Raw genomic sequence first — 18,669 nt, forward strand, 5'->3', positions numbered from 1 at the left:
GCTTCCTATCCTCATTTATTATAATACGCGGCCAAATAGTTCTAAGACCATTTCTATTTCTTGGTCGCTCCAACCTTTAAATCTCTCTTTATAATATTCTTTACGCACAGCTTCAAGTTTTTCAGTTACTTCTCTTCCGTGCTCTGTAATTTCTAAGTACACGATACGACGATCTGAATTAGAACGTTTTCTTTCTACTAATCCTTTTCGTACAAGTCGATCTGTAACAGCTGTAATATGACTGGAGGTTACGTTTACTTCACTCGCAATTTGCGAAGCCATCTGTGGACTGTTTAAAAATAACGCACGTAATACAGAAAATTCATTATATGGCATATGTTCTGCAAAACGTGTATTAATATCATTTTGTAATAAACGTATCATTTTTCGAAATGATGCAGATAAATCTAAAATCAGCGTTTCTCTTTTTTCGTTCAATAGCCTCGTCCCTTTTTTATCATATTTACACATATTATAATCTATAAATACCTATATTGTATATGATTTCTTTCCTCAACATTCTCATTTATGTAACTTTTTTCATATAAATTTCTTTTTTGATCACACATATACATATAAAAAGGATGGTGATGGAAAATGCAGGGTGGAATAAATCCTTATTTACACAACGTACGCACAGCTAATACTGGTAAAGAAGCTACTATTACTGTACAAGGCGAAGGCGTTGTCAAAGCAAAACCAAACGTTGTTATATTAACGCTTGGCATTCGAACTGATAGTAAAAATGTAAAACAAGCGCAGGAAGAAAATGCAGTACAATCAAAACAATTACTGGATGCACTTAAACAGCTTGGTATTGCCGATAAAGATATAGAAACGATTTCTTATACGATCACTCCTCAATACGAATATGTAAATGATAAAGCATTGCTCCAAGGATACCGTGTGGAGCATTTGTATGAAATTACCGTTTTAAATGTACAAAAAGCTGGGGAAGTATATGATATAGCCGTATCAAATGGCGCAAATGTAGCAAAAGGTTTACGTTTCCGAGTATCTCATCCAAATAAATATTATGAGAAGGCTCTCATTCAAGCTCTGCACCAGGCAGTAGAAAAAGCTCGTGCTATTGCGAGTACATATAATCTAAATATTAATCCTGTTCCCCTCTCATTCGTTGAAGAATCTGCCCAATTACCACGGGAGGTTACGTCTTATGCTACTTTACATGCACAAGCAGCCCCGCCCATTCAATCTGGTGAATTAGAAATCATTTCATCCATACGGGCTATTTTTACGTATTTATAACGAATTCTCTTTACAAGTAAACGTTATCATTTTACTTGTTGTAAAAACATGATGTTCTGATATAATAAAGGACGGTGAGCTCTTACAAAAGAGATATCACGGGTGGGAGAGGGATATGAAAAAGAAGGTTTAACATGAAAGGAATACTTGAAAGAACATTTAAATTAGGTTTACACGAAACATCACCAAAACAAGAAGTTTTAGCTGGAGTTACGTCATTTTTCACAATCGTATATATTATGATTGTAAATGCGTCCATCTTATCAGATGCTGGCATTCCTCTTGAAGCTGGAATTTTAGCAACTGTTTTTAGTTCATTTGTCGGATGTCTACTCATGGCATTTTGGGCAAATGCACCTGCTATTCTTGTCCCTGGTATGGGTGTAAATGCATTCTTCACGTACACAGCTGTGCATACGCTTGGACTAACTTGGCAAGAAGCATTAGCTGCTGTCTTTATCTCTGGTATTATTTTTGCAATTGCCGCTTTTACACCAATCGCTCGCGTGCTATCAGTATCAATTCCAAAGTCATTAAAGGAAGCGATTACTGTCGGCATTGGATTATTTTTAGCGTTTATCGGATTGCAAAAAGGTGGTTTAGTCGTTTCGAACCCAAATACTGCTGTGGCAATGGGGAAATTAAGTAATCCTGTCGTTCTTGCGACATTACTTACTCTTATCATTGCACTTGTATTATTTATTCGTAACGTACGTGGAAACTTTTTATGGACGATTGCAATAGGAACTGGTATCTCATGGTTATTTGGTCTTGTGGATACGAGTCAAATGGGAAATAGTTCATTCTCATTCGCTAATTACGGTGATGTGTTTGGAGCTATGTCATTTGGGAAACTTTCTTCCTTACCATTTTGGATTGCAACATTCTCTTTAAGCATGGTGCTTATTTTTGAGAACATGGGACTTCTGCACGGTTTATTAGAAGATGATCGTAAATTCCCACGTGCTTACCAAGCCAATGCAATTTCAGCAATGACATGTGGTCTATTTGGCACAAGCCCTACCGTTTCAACAGTAGAAAGTGCCGCAGGTATTACTGCAGGTGGTAAGACAGGTCTGACGTCTATCGTTACTGGGTTGCTATTCTTTGCATCACTGTTTGCTCTTCCATTTGTCAAATTAATTCCTGATAGTGCCATTGCACCAATCTTAATTATTATTGGCGGTCTGATGATTACAAGCATTCAACAAATTCCTCTGAACGACTTTTCAGAAGGATTTCCAGCATTCTTAATTATCGTTATGATCCCGCTCACATATAGTATCGCTGATGGCATTGCGTTCGGATTTATTGCTTACCCTATCTTAAAAGTTGCTCTTGGAAAGCGTAAAGAAGTCGCACCATCTATGTATATCATTACATGCTTATTCTTAGCTATGTTTGTATTACATGCTATTGGTTAAGAAAAAACACCGAGGAAATCCTCGGTGTTTTTTACTTAAACCATCCTTTTTTATAAAACCATGCCATCATTCCGCCGCCAATTAATGCCATTAGAAGAAGACAAATAAAATAACTATATTGTCCACCAAGCTCTGGCATATGCGTAAAGTTCATTCCATATACTCCCGCAATAAATGTTAATGGCATGAAAATAGTCGAGAATACAGTTAATGTTTTCATAATGTTATTCATATGATGTGAGTTTAATGAAAAATAACTATCCCGAATATCCGCCGTTAACTCTCGACTTGCCTCAATCATTTCCGTAAGTTTAAGTAAATGATCATGTATATCTTTAAAATAAATCTCATGATCACTTATACCGTAAAAACGAGTGGAATTCAAAATACGATACAATAAATCACGCATTGGAATAATTGTACGTCTTAACTTAGATAAATCTGCCCTAATATCAAATACTTCTTCTAGCACGGCTCCTGCTGTCTCACCTGTTAAATTATCATCAATCGCATTTAAATGATCTTCAATGTAATATACAGGTGCGAAATAATCATCTACAATTTGATCAGTGATTGTATGTGCTACATGTAAAGGTCCTTTCTTAATCCGCCTCTTCTCACCAAGTGTTTTCCATACTCTTTCAATTGCATTATTATGAGAAAAATGGAAAGAAACAATATAGCGATCACTAACAAACAAATCAATTTCATGTGGTTCTAGCCCATCTTCTCCAAACGCGTGAAGAACTAAAAAGTTATATCCATCATAAAAATCAACTTTTGGCCTTTGTACATATTCTAGACAGTCTTCAATTGCAAGGGGATGGAACTTAAAATGGTCTTGCAGAATATATGTATACTCTTCTTTCGTTGGCTTATATAAATCTAGCCAATACCATACAATATGGTCTTTCTTTGTTTCTTCTAGAGAAACATCATATAATACTTCATCTGTTTTTGTTACTGCACAAATTCTAATCATAATTTCACCCATTATTATTATAAACAAAAAATAGTAAAAAAAGCCAAGGAGAAATCTCCTCAGCTTTTTTTTATTACTTCGTTACGATACCGTGTACTAAAGTTGGTGCATCTACGTGTTCTTTAGAGATCTTCATGTTCTCATAAATTTTCGCTTTTACATCTTCAACATTTTCGCGGTTCGCGTAAATTGTAACAAGGGATTCACCTTGCTTCACGCTATCGCCTACTTTTTTGCGCAGCATTAGACCAACTGCTAAATCAATTTCTGACTCTTTCGTTGCACGTCCTGCTCCTAAAAGCATTGCTGCTGTTCCGATTTCGTCTGCAACGATTTCTGATACATATCCGTCTTCTTTCGCTTCCACTTCAATTTTAAATTGTGCTTGTGGCAATTTAGAAGGGTCATCAACAACAGATGCGTCGCCGCCTTGCGCTGATAAGAACGTTTTAAATGATTCTAGCGCTTTTCCGTTGTTCATTACTTCAATTAGCTTTTCACGTGCATCTTCTAAAGATGAAGCTTGTCCAGCAAGGTACACCATTTGGCTTCCAAGTGTTAAACATAGCTCTTCTAAATCTTTTGGCCCTTTACCTTGTAATGTATCAATTGCTTCTTGTACTTCTAGTGCGTTACCGATAGCTTCACCGAGTGGTTGACTCATATCAGAAATAACTGCCATCGTATTACGACCAACGTTATTACCGATGCGTACCATTGCTTCTGCTAAACGTTTTGCATCTTCATCCGTTTTCATAAATGCACCTGCTCCAGTTTTTACATCAAGAACAATTGCATCTGCACCAGCAGCAATTTTTTTACTCATAATCGAACTTGCAATAAGCGGAATTGAGTTTACTGTTGCTGTTACATCACGAAGTGCATATAACTTTTTATCAGCAGGTGTTAAGTTACCACTTTGGCCGATAACAGCGATTTTGTTTTCATTTACAAGTCGCATGAATTCATCGTTTTCAATTTCCACATGGAATCCTGGAACTGCTTCTAATTTATCAATTGTACCACCAGTATGTCCTAAACCGCGTCCAGACATTTTCGCTACTGGTACGTCTAAAGCAGCTACTAATGGACCTAATACAAGTGTCGTTGTATCACCAACACCACCTGTCGAATGCTTATCTACTTTTACACCTTCAATAGCTGATAAGTCAATTGTATCGCCGCTATTTACCATTGCCATCGTTAAATCAGCACGCTCTTGATCGTTCATATCTTGGAAGAAAATTGCCATTGCAAGTGAACTTACTTGATAATCAGGAATATCACCATTTGTATATCCTTCAACAATAAAGTTAATTTCTTCTGTCGTTAATGCATGTCCGTCACGTTTTTTTGCAATTAGGTCCACCATTCTCATTGTGAAGTCACCCCTTCATTTGTTTTACGATTGCTTTTACTAATGCTAAGAAGTTAGCTTTAACACGTTCTGTCGTTTCAATTACTTCATCGTGATGAAGTGGCTGATCTAAAATACCAGCTGCCATATTTGAAATACAAGAAATACCTAATACTTTCATTCCAGCATGACGTGCTACAATTACTTCAGGTACTGTTGACATACCAACTGCATCTCCGCCAAGTGTACGAAGCATACGAATTTCAGCAGGTGTTTCATATACAGGACCTGTCATTCCAACGTATACACCTTCTTGTACTTTAATATTTAAGTCTGCTGCAACTTGTTTCGCCATTTCACGAAGTTCTACTGTATATGATGTAGACATATCAGGGAAACGTACGCCCATTTCAGAATCATTTGGTCCGATTAATGGATTCGTACCCATGAAGTTAATGTGGTCTGAAATTAACATAAGATCGCCTGGCTCGAATGATGTATTTACACCACCAGCTGCGTTTGTTACAACAACCGTTTCTACACCTAGTTCTTTCATAACACGAACTGGGAATGTTACTTTTTGCATGTCGTATCCTTCATAGAAGTGGAAACGTCCTTGCATTGCTACTACTGTTACACCTTGAAGTGTGCCAAATACTAGTTGACCTGCATGGCCTTCTACAGTTGATACTGGGAACTCAGGGATTTCACTGTAAGGTACTGTTACTGCGTTCTCAATTTCGTCTGCTAATACACCAAGTCCTGATCCAAGGATTAGTCCTACTTGTGGTGTCTCTTGAAATTTCTCTTTTAAGTATGAAGCTGATTTTGTAATAAGTTCACGATTCATTTGTTTATCCCCCTATTTCTTTAGCTCGTTTAAGAAGCTTGTTCCGTATTCTGGCATTTTCACACCGAAGTTTTCTGCTACTGTTGCACCAATATCAGCAAATGTTTGACGAAGTGGTAACTCTTGTCCGCCTTCTTTCATACTTGGGCTATATGCTAATAATGGTACATATTCACGTGTATGGTCAGTACCAGGGTGAATTGGATCATTACCGTGGTCTGCTGTAATTAATAATAGATCATCTTCTTGTAGTTTTGCGAATACTTCTGGAAGACGTGCATCATATTCTTGCAGAGCCTCTCCGTATCCTTGTGGATCACGGCGGTGGCCGAATAATGCATCAAAGTCAACTAAGTTTAAGAAGCTAAGACCTGTAAAGTCCATATTTAATGTATCTACAAGCTTATCCATTCCATCCATGTTAGACTTCGTACGAAGTGATTCCGTTACCCCTTCACCATCATAGATGTCAGAGATTTTACCGATAGCAATTACATCGTAGTCACTATCTTTTAATTCATTCATTACTGTACGGCCGAATGGTTTTAATGCATAATCATGACGGTTTGGTGTACGTGTAAAGTTTCCAGGTTCACCAACGAATGGACGAGCAATAACACGACCTACCATGTATTTCTCATCTAATGTTAATTCACGTGCAATTTTACAGATTTTATATAACTCATCAAGTGGCACTACTTCTTCGTGTGCTGCAATTTGCAATACGCTATCAGCAGAAGTATAAACGATTAAAGAGCCGGTTTCCATTTGCTCTTGGCCAAGTTCATCAAGAATTTCAGTTCCAGAAGCTGGCTTATTACCGATAATTTTACGGCCTGTTTTTTCTTCTAATTCATCAAGTAATTCTTTCGGGAATCCTTCCGGGAACACTTGGAATGGTGTATCAATGTAAAGGCCCATGATTTCCCAGTGACCTGTCATTGTATCTTTACCAGTAGATTTCTCTTGCATTTTTGTGTAATATCCAAGTGGTTTCTCTACTTTAGAGATACCTTTCATTTCACGAATGTTACCAAGACCCAATTTCACCATGTTAGGCATTTGTAAACCATTCATATGTTCAGCAATGTGACCAATTGTGTCAGATCCTAAATCACCAAATTGCTCAGCATCTGGTGCTTCACCGATTCCCACAGAGTCCATTACGACTAGGAATATACGTTTATATTTATTCATAACTGCGACCTCCTATAAGTTCAGTTCTACTTCTTGTAGTATGTTCAAAACGCTATAAAGTGAAACTGTTATCCATAAGAATTCTCATTGTCAAACAGTACTTCTTTAAACCATTCTCTAACCTATTTCGTTTTACTTGAAACGACTCAAAAACATTTCTAGTTTTTTCTAAGTCAGATGTCAGACATCTGATACTGATATCATAACATGTTTACGCTTTCTTTTTAATACATTTTCGTAGAATTTCTCATTTTCTTCACACTTCTATTGTAATCCATTCTGCAACGAAGTGCTAATTTTTTTATGATTTATTTCTTCATATTAAAAATAAAAAGTAGCTCTAAAGAGCTACTTTTTATTTTACTTCTATTGTTTCTTCTTTATGTTCATGCAATTCGCCTTTTCTTACATGCACTTTCACTTTGTAAGCACCGTTCTCTTTGAAAGTATGTTTCGTTTCATACTCTCCTTTATTCCCTTCTTTCGCTGGAATAAATTCGTGTTTTTCAACACCATCTTTCCAAATCTCTAGTTGTACTTCAGCACCAGTTAATGCTTCTTCTTTTTGCTTTAAATGAACTTTCATTGTAGATTCAGCATTTGCCTTTATGTCTCCAGCCATAAGATGGATCATTGTGTCACTTTTATGATCTCCATGTCCTGCACTGTGATCACTATTTTCTTTTTTCGCATCTTCTACTTTCGCATTTCCTACAGCAACTTTCACTTCCGGCATAACGTGCATTTCACGTGCATTTGTGTGAGCGATAATATGGTATACTCCATCCGTTTCGAATGTTTTCTCTACTGCATAAACACCTTTTCCTTTATGCTTACCATCTAACATCTCGTGCTTTTCGTCGCCATCTTTCCAAATTTCAAACTTTACATCATCGGCATCCGTTACTTTTTCTTTCCCTTGTGTAACAAGTGCTTGTACTTCTGTTTTTTCACCTGGTTTAATTTCTTTCGGATTTGTTTGGACTGCTACTTTTACAGCTTCAAGTTTCTGTTCTTTTTTCGGTTCTTCTTTGTTTGTATTACAGCCAGCCAACGCTAGCATCGCGATAAATAAAGTTATAATCAGTTTTTTCATCATCATTTCCTCCTTTATACTTTATTTAGTATAGAGGAAATACATTGTAATATTCCAGTCTTCTGCTGAAAACAATATACGAAATGTTTGTGAAGTTTCTGTGAAACGGTCTTCCCTTCTGAATCTATGAAAAAAGAGCATAGTAACTATGCTCTTGGATGAAACTGTTTATATACATCTTTTAATCTAGTTTTTGAAACGTGCGTATAGATTTGCGTCGTTGAAATATCTGCATGACCAAGCATTTCTTGTACAGCACGTAAATCTGCTCCATTTTCTAATAAGTGCGTAGCAAACGAGTGACGCAACGTATGAGGTGTAAGCTCTTTTTCAATATTTGCTTCTTTCGCTAATCGTTTTAATATTTTCCAAAATCCTTGTCTTGATAATCGATTACCATGATGGTTTAAAAAGAGTGCATCTACTACTTTTTTCCCCATTAATTCTCTTCTTCTTTTTTCAATATACTTTTGAATCGCTTCCGTTGCTAAACTTCCTAGTGGAATAATTCTTTCTTTATTCCCTTTCCCTATGCAACGAACAAATCCCATCGTTAAATGTACATCTTCTAAATTGAGTGCAATCAATTCTGAAACACGAAGTCCTGTCGCATACAGTAACTCTAGCATCGCCTTATCACGTATCCCAAAAGCACTTGTCATTTTTGGTGTTTGAAGTAGCGCCTCTACTTCATCAACTGATAATACTTTTGGTAATTTCCGTTCCCCTTGCGGCGTTTCAATATGTACGGATGGATCGTGTTCTACCGCTCGTTCACGAAGTAAAAATTGGTGGAACGAACGAATTGATGCAATATGACGCGCCAATGTTTTCGAAGATTTTCCGTTTTCTTTTAAATACTGCAAAAAGTTAACAATGTGTAAACGGGTCACTTCATGAAAAGTTTTCGTCTGTTCCACATTTTGCAAATACTTTACGTAGCTTTTTAAATCCCGTTCATAAGATACTACTGTATTCTTTGCTAATCCTTTTTCGACAACCATATAATGAATAAAATCTTTTAATTGATCTTCCACTCTACACTACTCCCCATTTTCATAGAAAAACATCATTCTATTTACGAAAGCATCCTTTGCCGGTTCTTCATTCCCTGATACTTTTTCTACAGTCTCTTCTTTAGGTTTTTCATAACGATGATAGCTTTCATATTCTTCATTTATCCATAGTATAGCGAAATAAAACAAAATCGTACAACTTGTAAATAATAAAAATACTTTTATTCCATCAAAAGTTAATTTTAAAGCTCGGCGCATTGTAAATTCCTCCAAAATATAAGTTATTACAACATATGCCAAGCTTTCACCAATTTATACCTTATTCAAATAAAAAACCTCTTCCTAGATAAATAGGAAAAGGTTATTTTTCATCCGTTTCATTTTCTTGACAATTTTTACAAATCCCATGGAATGTTAAACGATGATCTTTCACCTTAAAGCTCCAGTCTCGTTCTACTTTCCTTTCCACTTCACCAAGTAAATCTTCTTGTATTTCTTGTACAGCACCACATTGTGTACAAATCAAATGATGGTGAAAACGCTGCGCACCTTCTTGGCGTAAGTCATAGCGTGAAACACCGTCTCCGAAGTTAATCTTATCGACAACTTTTAACTCAGATAATAGTTCTAAAGTTCGATAGACGGTTGCTAATCCGATCTCTGGCGACTTTTCTTTTACAAGGAGGTAAACATCTTCTGCGCTTAAATGATCTTCTTCATTTTCTAGCAGCACACGAACTGTTGCTTCACGTTGCGGTGTTAATTTATAGCTCGCTGCATGTAATTGCTTCTTAATTCGTTCAATTCTTTCTTCCATTCGGTACTACTCCCTCCTCGCCACTCTTACACCATTATATCAGAAGAAGGGCTTCTGTCAAAAGAAAAACAATAAAAACAAATTGATAATTATTCTCAAAAAATATTTATTTTTTATTAATAGCCTCAACAACTTCTTTCATTAAAACTGGTGATGCGTAAGCCTCCACACTACAAGCCATTGCTAATACCGCTCCAATTACAAGAAAGAAACATGTATACCGGATTAATAATGGTAATAGTGGCTCGGTTATTTTTCTAATAAATTGATGCCTAATCATCCGTAAAGAAAAACTTGCAGCAATGGTTGTCATAATGAGAAAGACTGGAATGATAATTAAATTTTGTGGCAAAACAGATACAAATGCTAATAATAGTCCATTCCATCCATGCTGACTTACTAAAAAACCAACTGTAAATCCAACAACAACTCCTTTTACAAATAATAAAATAAAAATAAGTGGTAATCCAATAATTGAAATCCCTAAAATCCAAATAAATCCGATGTATTTTAATTGCGAAAAGTAACTTTCTCGAAACATTTCGCCCGCAATGGCAAATTCTCCTTTAGAGACTTGTCCAAAAAAACGTTGTAAATAAAATGATAAATCTTGTTTTTGATTGATTTGTAAACTATTCACAAGAATGGCTCCAAATATTACTCCCATCAATAATAAAACAGCGTTAAATATATATAATGAAGAGTTTTCCTGTATGTGAGACATTACACGGTCTTGCCAATTTTTTCGCCACATTTTTCTTCCCTCCGTTCACACTCTTATTAAAAATGTATGAAAGAAAGAAAAAAGTATGACGAATTAACATTGAAATTCCGCTCTACTTTGCTAAACTAAAAAGTAGAGAATAGGAGGGATTTCTCTTGAAACCATTATTATTAGATTTTCCAACATTATTTCAAACTGAACGCTTACAAGTTCGTAAACCATTTCCAGGTGATGGTGCAGAAGTATATGAAGCAATCCAAGCTTCTCTAGAAGACTTAGTACCGTGGGTACCAATTAACGCTGAAACAGAAGAGAGTGCTGAAGAAATTGTTCGCGAAGCTCACGGACAGTTTTTACTTCGTGAAACACTTGATTTTCACTTATACGATAAAGTATCTGGTACATTCATCGGAGCAATTACACTAAAACCTGAAAACTGGGATATTCCAAAGTTTTCACTTCACTTCTGGTTGCATAGCGATTATACAAAACAAGGCTATATGACTGAAGCTGTTAAAGGCGCTATCCAATTCGCCTTTGATAAACTAGGCGCTAGAAGAATTGAAATTCGTACTGATGCAACAAATATAAATGCATGTAGCTTAGCAGAACGTTTAGAATTCATTCTAGAAGGTACAATGGAAAATGATTTCCTAGCACCAGACGGTAGCTTACGTGATGCACGTGTATATGCAAAAATCAATTAAAAACACTCGCCTTTGGCGAGTGTTTATTTTTGTAGTTGTAAATATTGTACTGCAAACATCGTCTTCGCATCATGAATACGAAGATTTTTCATAAGAGTAATCGCTTCTTCTAACGATACTTCCATTAATTCCACAAACTCATCTTCATCTAACTCAGCTTTATTTTCTTTTTTTGTCAAACCTGTCGCTTTATATACATATAAAATTTCATCTGCGAATCCTGGAGATGTATAGAAAGAAGTAATAAGCTCCATATTTTCACATACATATCCTGTTTCCTCTTCTAATTCACGAACTGCTGTTACCTCTGGTTTTTCACCAGGCTCTAACTTGCCGGCTGGAATTTCTATAATCGCCTTTTCAAGCGCTTTACGATACTGCTCAACAAGCACAATTTTCCCCTCATCTGTAATAGCAATAATCGCAACTGCACCAGGGTGATTTACAATTTCACGTTTACTCATTTCTCCATTTGGTAATACTACATCATCAACACGAACTTTTATAACTCTACCATCAAAAATCGGCTCAGTTTTTACTGTTCTCTCTGTAAGATTACTCATACTACTTCATCTCCCTGTTCTATTTCCTATTCTTTCTTCATACATTTTACCACATTGAAAGGAGCGTGATAGAAATGAAAGTTTATATTTTACCAAATCGCATCACGTTAGTCGGAAAAGCATGGCAAATTCGCCATAAGCTAAAACAATATAGCAAAGAGTATACAACTGTACAAGAGTGGATTACAGCAAATAAAATGAAACATTAATCCGTTAAGCTCACATTAATTATGCTTTTACGGGCAGTTAATGCAAAGCGAAAAGGAAACGTTTGTCAACCTCTTTTCCCTCTCGTACAATAAAGGTAAGGAGGTTGACCTATGAAAAAACGTCAATTAGGAAACTCAGATTTATTTGTTACAGAAATGGGCCTTGGCTGTATGTCTCTCGGTACATCTGAAACAGAGGCTATGCGTATTGTCGATGAAGCAATCGATTTAGGAATTAATTTTTTTGATACAGCAGATTTATATGATTACGGATTAAATGAAGAATTTGTTGGAAAAGCCTTGAAGGGGAAACGAGACAAAATTGTTCTTACAACGAAGGTTGGAAATCGTTGGACAGAAGAAAAAAACGGCTGGTCTTGGGACCCTTCTAAAGCTTACATAAAGGCTGAAGTAAAAGAAAGTTTACGTAGACTTCAAACTGATTATATTGACCTTTACCAACTTCATGGCGGAACGATTGAAGATCCAATAGATGAAACAATTGAAGCTTTTGAAGAATTGAAAAAAGAAGGTATTATCCGCCATTACGGTATTTCTTCTATACGTCCAAATGTAATCCGTGAATATGCAAAACGCTCAAACATCGTTAGTGTACTAATGGAATATAGCCTTTTAAATCGTCGTCCAGAAGAATGGTTCCCGCTTCTGAATGAATACCAAATTAGCATCATTGCTCGCGGACCACTTGCAAAAGGAATTTTAACTGATAACAATGCAAGAAAAATAGAAAGAGTAAAGGAAAAGGATTACCTCTCTTATTCTTACGATGAATTACATACAACTCTAGCGAGTGTAAAAGAAACGATTGGAGAAAGCTCTTTAACAGGAACAGCTATTCAATATTGCTTACATAATAAGACTGTTGCAGCTGTTATACCTGGCGCAAGCTCTCTTCAACAATTGCAGGAAAATATACGAGCTAGCCAACAGTTACCTTTAACTAAAGAAGAATATGTACAACTTCAAAAAATTGTTAAATATGACACATATGCTTTGCATCGTTAAAAATATCGAATTACCGATAAACAGAAGACTGTCTCCTTTATTAGGAGACAGTCTTTTTTATAACGTATCATATTTATCAGGATTTGTGCCTACATGTAAATCGCGATTCAACGTGTTAATTTGATTTATCTCTTCTTCAGTTAGTGAGAAATCAAAAATAGTAAAGTTTTCTTTAATACGAGATGGTGTAACAGATTTAGGAATTGTAACAATCCCGCTTTGAATATCCCATCTTAATATAACTTGCGCAGGTGTTTTTTCATATTTGTTAGCAATAGCCTGAATGATTGGATGCTGAAATACTTCTCCGCCCCTCATTAACGGACTCCACGCTTCCATTTGGATTTGCTCACCTTGACAATGATTACGCAATTCAAATTGCGTTAACATCGGATGAAGTTCTACTTGGTTCACCATCGGCTTCACTTTGCAATTTGGTAATAACAATTCTAAATGATGTTTATGAAAATTAGAAACACCAATCGCACGCACTTTACCTTCTTCATATAATTTTTCTAACGCTCGGTACGTATCCACATACTTCCCTCTTACTGGCCAATGTATTAAATATAAATCTACATAGTCCATTTGTAATTTCTTTAAGCTTTTTTCAAACGCCTCGAGTGTCTCCTCGTATCCTTGATCGTCATTCCAAACTTTTGTTGTAATAAATAGGTCTTCTCTTGGAATTCCTGATTCACGAATCGCTTCTCCGACACCGCTTTCATTTTCATACACAGTTGCTGTATCAATCGAACGGTATCCAACTTCTAACGCTGTTTTTACTGCTTGTTTTACTTCGTCGCCTTCTTTTGCTTTATAAACGCCTAGACCAATCATCGGCATTTTCACGCCATTATGAAGTGTAGTTGTTGGAATATACACAGTCGTCTCCCTTTCATTGTTACATTTTTTTATAAGCCACAACTTTATTTCAACAAGATTCATCCCAAAAGTCAAAACATACGTACAGTTTACATAACACTTTTATATAGCTAAAAAATAACGTGAACTCATTTATTCACGTTATTTTCTCTCCATTCTTTCGCTTTTTCATCCACATTGCGCACAAACTCATTTTTCCCTTCCGTATATAACGTGCCATCATATGTATACTTTTCGGCCAATTCTTTCTTTAAGGTTGCATATGCCTCTGCTTCTTCACAATGAGCCATCATATAATCACGAAATGCTAAATGCCTTACTATCTCTGGATTTCCTTTTTCAAACACGTGTAAATGATACAAACGTTTTTCTTCCGTTCCATGGATAAAAAATCGGCGTCCTGAAATACCATTTTCCCCTTTTACGATGTAACCAAGCTCTATAAATCGTTCATTCCACCTATCTACCCTTTCAATACTTTCTACTTCCATGATCATATCAATAATAGGTTTAGCTGCCAGTCCTGGCACTGACGTACTTCCAATATGATGAATTTTCACCGTTTCTGGCATCGCTGTTTTTAATCTTTCAGCCTCCATTTGAAATTTTTCACTCCAATGATTTTCATGCGGAACAACTACAATTTTCCTCATAATAACTCCCCTTTTCTTACAAGCTCATCAAAAAATGATCAGTGAATTTCACTGATCATTTTTTTATTATTTAAAGTCTTTCCAAGTAAGGTTACTTTCACTTAGCAGTTCTTCAAATGATTTATTCTTTTCACGTTCTTTTTGTTCTTTGCGCTTTCTTTCCAGTTCAGCTGCCTCTTTTTCCTCTTCTCTCACTTGCAACTCTTTCTTCTTACTCTTTAATTGTTGCATGAGTGAATCATTTAATTGATCGCCTACTGTAAGTGTTTCTTTCTTTGGTGGATTCACTTGCGATTGTCTTTGCATTTGTCTTTGTTTCTTTTTCTTCATGCTACTCACCTTTTACTTTTTTCTCCATTATAGTAGATACACGATGCAATCGACAATAAAAAAGGGTCTTTACTCTATTATCCACTTTTTGTAAATATGTTAATTTTTCGAAAAGACTAAATTTTTATGTAGCTATAATCCTATGAATCTATTAAAATTATGTCGTATGATGTCAGATTATAAAAAAGGAGAAATGAACTATGTGGAAAAAAATTATTCCTGCCGTTGCTGTTTTAAGCACTATTACTTTTTCAAGCGTATTTGCCGCTCCCCCATCTCAGAATCCAGCTGAACAAAACCGCTACATAGACGTACAAATGCTTGGTATTAATGATTTCCATGGACAACTAGATACTGTTAAAAAAATTAATAATAAAGAAGCTGGTGGCGCTGATTACTTAGCTACTTATTTAAAAGAACGTAAAAAACAAAACCCTAATACACTTCTCGTACATGCTGGTGATATCGTCGGAGCTAGTCCACCAGTTTCAGCATTATTACAGGATGAACCGACGATTGAATTTTTAAATGATTTAAAATTTGATGTTGGTACAATCGGAAACCATGAATTTGATGAAGGCATTGATGAAATGAAACGCCTCATTTACGGTGGATATCATGAAAAAACAGGGAATTTCAAAGGGGCTAACTTCCCCTATGTAGCTGCTAACTTCTATAACAAATCAACTGGCCGCTTATTTTTACCACCATTTACTGTAAAAATGGTAGATGGTGTTCCTGTAGGATTCATTGGTGTTGTTACAACTGATACACCAAATGTCGTTATGCCTACGATGCTTAAAAATGTACAAATTACTGATGAAGTAGAAGCAATTAATAAATCAACACAACAATTAAAACGCCTCGGCGTTAAATCTATCGTCGTTCTTGCTCATGTCGGTGGAACAACCGATGAGTCTGGGGTAACAAATGGCGACCTTACTCGAATTGCAAATGAAACAGACCCAGAAGTTGATGTTATTTTCGGTGGACATAGTCATACGTATGTAAATGGTACAGTAAATAATAAGCTAATTGTCCAAGCAAATTCTTACGGCACGGCTTTCTCAGACGTGGATGTAACAATTGATCGTAAAACAAAGGATATTATAAAGAAAAAAGCTGAAGTTGTTACAACGTATCATGAAGGTGTAGAACCTGATAAACAAGTAAAGAAAAAACTAGATCAATATAAAGAAAAAATCGCACCACTTGTAAATGAAGTGGTCGGAAAATCTACAGCATCTATCGACCGTAAACAAAATGATGCTGGTGAGTCCACTCTTGGAAATTTAGTTGCCGATGCTCAGCGTCAAACGATGCAAACTCAAATCGCCCTCATGAATCCTGGTGGCATTCGTAATGACTTAGATGCTGGTGATATTACGTGGGGTGAGTTATACGGCATTCAACCTTTTGGAAATCAATTGATTAAAGTAGATTTAACAGGTCAAGACATTCGCGATATTTTAAATCAGCAATGGCAAAAAGGAACAACAAGAATGCTTCAAATTTCAGGTATTCAATATGCGTGGGATGCAAATAAACCAAACGGTGAAAAAGTTACAAATATACGTTTAACAAACGGAGAAGAATTATCTCCATCTAAAACGTATAGCGTAGTTGCAAATGCTTTCTTAGCTTCTGGCGGTGACGGATTCATATCATTTAAAAATGGTAAAAATGCAGAAACTGGTCCAAACGACTTTGAAGCGTTAGTCGATTACGTAAAACAATTAAAAGAACCAATTCAGCCAGTTATTGATGGAAGAATCCAAAAAGTAAATTAAGTGTTTCTCTAATAAGAAATTTCATTTTTCACGCCATAAAAGATTTGCACTAATCCTGTATTTATACGTAATATGCATCATAAAAAGGATACTCGTTCTTCCAATGAACATAGTATCCTTTTCTTTAGTTATCAAAATGTGATGTTTTGTTAAATTCATATTGCTGTAAAAATTGTTGCAACGCCTCTTCTACAATTTTAGATTTTTGAATTCCTTTCGATTCTGATATAAGGTCCAATCTTGCTAATATTTCTGTATTAATAGAAAAGGTGCGTCTCTTTTTCTCTGTACTTTTACTCATAATTGGTGCAATTACTTCTTCTCTTCTTCTTAATAATTCATAAATACTTTGTAATTGCTCATAAATTAATAATTGATAATCTGTTTTCTCATATTGAAGGGCGGTCGCTTCTTGGAGTTGTAAGTGACGTGGTTCTTCTCCATCTCCTACAAAAATACGTTTCTTCTGCTCTCCATCATATTCGTATCCAATCAATCTTAATTTCTTCGATAATGTATACGGGCTTATTTCAAGACGTTTTGCTATAATAGCGATGGATTCACGCCTATTTAAACCATCTATAATTTCTCCAATCGTCACAATTTCCCTCCTCCCGTGTTGAAATGACACTAGTATGGTATGTTACAATGATTTTCTAACAGTATATGCAAAATGAATAGCCTGTGCGATTCATACGATTTCACAAAAGGAGGTTTTCAATATGCTTTTGCGTAGCTATACCCCTCAGTTCTATACTGAAAACAAACAACTCATTCCTAATAGTATCGCTACGATAGAAAGCGTTATGATTAATAATCGAAAACAAACTCTCCTTATGCGTGGGCAAAACGTAGAGCAGCCTATTTTATTATGCTGCCATGGTGGACCCGGCATGGCACAAATCGGATTTATTCGTCATTTTCAAAAAGAATTAGAGAAGCACTTTATTGTTATTAATTGGGATCAGCGCGGGGCAGGTAAATCTTTTTCAATGAAAGATTTCGGAGCAAATTTTACAATCGAACAATTCGTTTCCGATGCAAAAGAAGTGATTCAATATGCACTTAAAAGGTTCAACAAACAAAAACTATTTCTCGCTGGTCATTCTTGGGGAAGTATTATTGGGCTTAACATAGCACATCAATATCCAAAGTATATCGAGGCTTACATCGGTATTGGGCAAATTGTACATATGAAACAAAATGAAGAATTGCTATATCAACATTTAATTAGTTCTGCAAAAAAACATGATCATAAAAAAGCATTAGCTTCCCTTTTAAAATTAGGAAAACCACCATTTTTAGATATGAGACGTCTTATTATTCAAAGAAAGTGGCTTGGCACATTCGGAGGAGCAATCCAAAACGGATCTTCCTTTTCTTTCATACGAAAAGGTTTCTTTTCTCCTGAATATACGCTATTAGATTGGTTCAAGTTTCTCGCAGGAAATTTAAAATCTGGCGTTTTATGGGAAGAAATGCTGACAATCGATTTCTTTTCTTCTATCTCAAGTTTATCTATTCCAGTTTATTTTTGTTCTGGTCGCTATGATTATCAAACTCCTTATGCACTCGTTCAGGAATATTGCGATATTATTGAAGCGCCTATAAAAAAAATGATTTGGTTCCCAAATTCAGCACATTCTCCTGATCTAGAAGAACCAGAATTATTCGCCAATTCTTTGCAATCAATTAAACAAGAGCTAGCTTTTCAGCATTAGTAACAAAAGGCTCTTTTACATTTCATAGAAAACATTTTATAATAATATGTCGC

22 protein-coding genes are annotated in these 18,669 nt (G+C 35.8%); 7 read left to right on the forward strand and 15 right to left on the reverse strand.

Annotated elements, in window-relative coordinates; translation table 11 throughout:
* Positions 1–18 precede the first annotated feature (18 nt).
* Positions 19–438: a MarR family winged helix-turn-helix transcriptional regulator gene (locus MR167_RS05925; protein WP_001003307.1), complete on the reverse strand. Its 420-nt coding sequence runs from the start codon at positions 436–438 to the stop codon at positions 19–21.
* 159 nt (positions 439–597) lie between these two features.
* Here MR167_RS05925 and MR167_RS05930 point away from each other — a divergent pair, with 159 nt between their 5' ends.
* Together MR167_RS05930 and MR167_RS05935 are read left to right on the forward strand one after the other, a co-directional pair.
* Positions 598–1,269 carry an SIMPL domain-containing protein gene (locus MR167_RS05930; protein WP_001161431.1) on the forward strand — a complete coding sequence of 224 codons (672 nt, stop codon included), beginning with the start codon at positions 598–600 and terminating at the stop codon, positions 1,267–1,269.
* A gap of 134 nt (positions 1,270–1,403) precedes the next feature.
* The gene (locus tag MR167_RS05935; RefSeq protein WP_000676243.1) at positions 1,404–2,693 is read left to right on the forward strand and encodes an NCS2 family permease; all 1,290 of its coding nucleotides are present in this window, start codon (positions 1,404–1,406) and stop codon (positions 2,691–2,693) included.
* Between the two features lie 31 nt (positions 2,694–2,724).
* Here the strand turns inward: MR167_RS05935 and corA are convergent, their stop codons facing one another.
* The 9 genes from corA to spoIIM form a co-directional block, all read right to left on the reverse strand.
* Positions 2,725–3,687, reverse strand: a complete 963-nt coding sequence (corA, locus tag MR167_RS05940; protein ID WP_002026281.1) for a magnesium/cobalt transporter CorA — start codon at positions 3,685–3,687, stop codon at positions 2,725–2,727.
* 61 nt (positions 3,688–3,748) lie between these two features.
* On the reverse strand, positions 3,749–5,053 hold the full coding sequence (locus MR167_RS05945; protein WP_001243069.1) for a pyrimidine-nucleoside phosphorylase: 1,305 nt from the start codon (positions 5,051–5,053) through the stop codon (positions 3,749–3,751).
* A gap of 7 nt (positions 5,054–5,060) precedes the next feature.
* The gene (locus MR167_RS05950) at positions 5,061–5,882 is read right to left on the reverse strand and encodes a purine-nucleoside phosphorylase (protein WP_001078446.1); all 822 of its coding nucleotides are present in this window, start codon (positions 5,880–5,882) and stop codon (positions 5,061–5,063) included.
* 12 nt (positions 5,883–5,894) lie between these two features.
* Entirely contained in the window at positions 5,895–7,079 is a 1,185-nt protein-coding gene (gene deoB / locus MR167_RS05955; protein ID WP_001046081.1) for a phosphopentomutase, read from the reverse strand.
* Positions 7,080–7,434: 355 nt separating this feature from the next.
* Entirely contained in the window at positions 7,435–8,175 is a 741-nt protein-coding gene (locus tag MR167_RS05960) for a FixH family protein (RefSeq protein ID WP_000733456.1), read from the reverse strand.
* A 146-nt stretch (positions 8,176–8,321) separates the two neighbouring features.
* Positions 8,322–9,212: a site-specific tyrosine recombinase XerD gene (xerD, locus tag MR167_RS05965; RefSeq protein WP_242314179.1), complete on the reverse strand. Its 891-nt coding sequence runs from the start codon at positions 9,210–9,212 to the stop codon at positions 8,322–8,324.
* 6 nt (positions 9,213–9,218) lie between these two features.
* Entirely contained in the window at positions 9,219–9,449 is a 231-nt protein-coding gene (locus MR167_RS05970; protein WP_001250432.1) for a YqzK family protein, read from the reverse strand.
* Positions 9,450–9,552: 103 nt separating this feature from the next.
* The gene (gene fur / locus MR167_RS05975; RefSeq protein WP_000392657.1) at positions 9,553–10,008 is read right to left on the reverse strand and encodes a ferric iron uptake transcriptional regulator; all 456 of its coding nucleotides are present in this window, start codon (positions 10,006–10,008) and stop codon (positions 9,553–9,555) included.
* Positions 10,009–10,114: 106 nt separating this feature from the next.
* Positions 10,115–10,732: a stage II sporulation protein M gene (gene spoIIM / locus MR167_RS05980; RefSeq protein ID WP_223308695.1), complete on the reverse strand. Its 618-nt coding sequence runs from the start codon at positions 10,730–10,732 to the stop codon at positions 10,115–10,117.
* A 155-nt stretch (positions 10,733–10,887) separates the two neighbouring features.
* Between spoIIM and MR167_RS05985 the strand changes: the two genes are divergently transcribed.
* The gene (locus MR167_RS05985) at positions 10,888–11,439 is read left to right on the forward strand and encodes a GNAT family N-acetyltransferase (protein WP_000803497.1); all 552 of its coding nucleotides are present in this window, start codon (positions 10,888–10,890) and stop codon (positions 11,437–11,439) included.
* Between the two features lie 23 nt (positions 11,440–11,462).
* On the opposite strand, the gene MR167_RS05990 is transcribed toward MR167_RS05985, so the two are convergent.
* Entirely contained in the window at positions 11,463–12,002 is a 540-nt protein-coding gene (locus MR167_RS05990) for an NUDIX domain-containing protein (protein ID WP_000067931.1), read from the reverse strand.
* A gap of 74 nt (positions 12,003–12,076) precedes the next feature.
* Here MR167_RS05990 and mciZ point away from each other — a divergent pair, with 74 nt between their 5' ends.
* Together mciZ and MR167_RS06000 are read left to right on the forward strand one after the other, a co-directional pair.
* Positions 12,077–12,211, forward strand: a complete 135-nt coding sequence (gene mciZ, locus MR167_RS05995; RefSeq protein WP_000870291.1) for a Z-ring formation inhibitor MciZ — start codon at positions 12,077–12,079, stop codon at positions 12,209–12,211.
* Between the two features lie 111 nt (positions 12,212–12,322).
* Positions 12,323–13,237, forward strand: coding sequence for an aldo/keto reductase (locus MR167_RS06000; protein WP_000747233.1), 915 nt, complete (start codon positions 12,323–12,325; stop codon positions 13,235–13,237).
* 57 nt (positions 13,238–13,294) lie between these two features.
* On the opposite strand, the gene MR167_RS06005 is transcribed toward MR167_RS06000, so the two are convergent.
* From MR167_RS06005 to MR167_RS06015, 3 genes are all read right to left on the reverse strand, one after another.
* A complete protein-coding gene (locus MR167_RS06005) occupies positions 13,295–14,122 on the reverse strand; it encodes an aldo/keto reductase (protein WP_000275862.1) in 828 nt (275 codons plus the stop codon).
* A gap of 128 nt (positions 14,123–14,250) precedes the next feature.
* Entirely contained in the window at positions 14,251–14,775 is a 525-nt protein-coding gene (locus MR167_RS06010) for a GrpB family protein (RefSeq protein WP_001227184.1), read from the reverse strand.
* A gap of 66 nt (positions 14,776–14,841) precedes the next feature.
* Positions 14,842–15,105 (reverse strand): YqkE family protein, encoded by a 264-nt coding sequence (locus MR167_RS06015; RefSeq protein WP_242314181.1) that lies wholly within the window; start codon positions 15,103–15,105, stop codon positions 14,842–14,844.
* A gap of 200 nt (positions 15,106–15,305) precedes the next feature.
* Between MR167_RS06015 and MR167_RS06020 the strand changes: the two genes are divergently transcribed.
* Entirely contained in the window at positions 15,306–16,895 is a 1,590-nt protein-coding gene (locus MR167_RS06020; protein WP_000265545.1) for a bifunctional metallophosphatase/5'-nucleotidase, read from the forward strand.
* A 124-nt stretch (positions 16,896–17,019) separates the two neighbouring features.
* Here the strand turns inward: MR167_RS06020 and MR167_RS06025 are convergent, their stop codons facing one another.
* Positions 17,020–17,496 (reverse strand): ribbon-helix-helix domain-containing protein, encoded by a 477-nt coding sequence (locus MR167_RS06025; protein WP_000151934.1) that lies wholly within the window; start codon positions 17,494–17,496, stop codon positions 17,020–17,022.
* Between the two features lie 121 nt (positions 17,497–17,617).
* Between MR167_RS06025 and MR167_RS06030 the strand changes: the two genes are divergently transcribed.
* Positions 17,618–18,616: an alpha/beta fold hydrolase gene (locus MR167_RS06030; protein WP_000926820.1), complete on the forward strand. Its 999-nt coding sequence runs from the start codon at positions 17,618–17,620 to the stop codon at positions 18,614–18,616.
* Positions 18,617–18,669 lie beyond the last annotated feature (53 nt).

Source organism: Bacillus cereus group sp. BfR-BA-01355 (genome assembly GCF_022663675.1).
Taxonomy (GTDB): domain Bacteria; phylum Bacillota; class Bacilli; order Bacillales; family Bacillaceae_G; genus Bacillus_A; species Bacillus_A thuringiensis_S.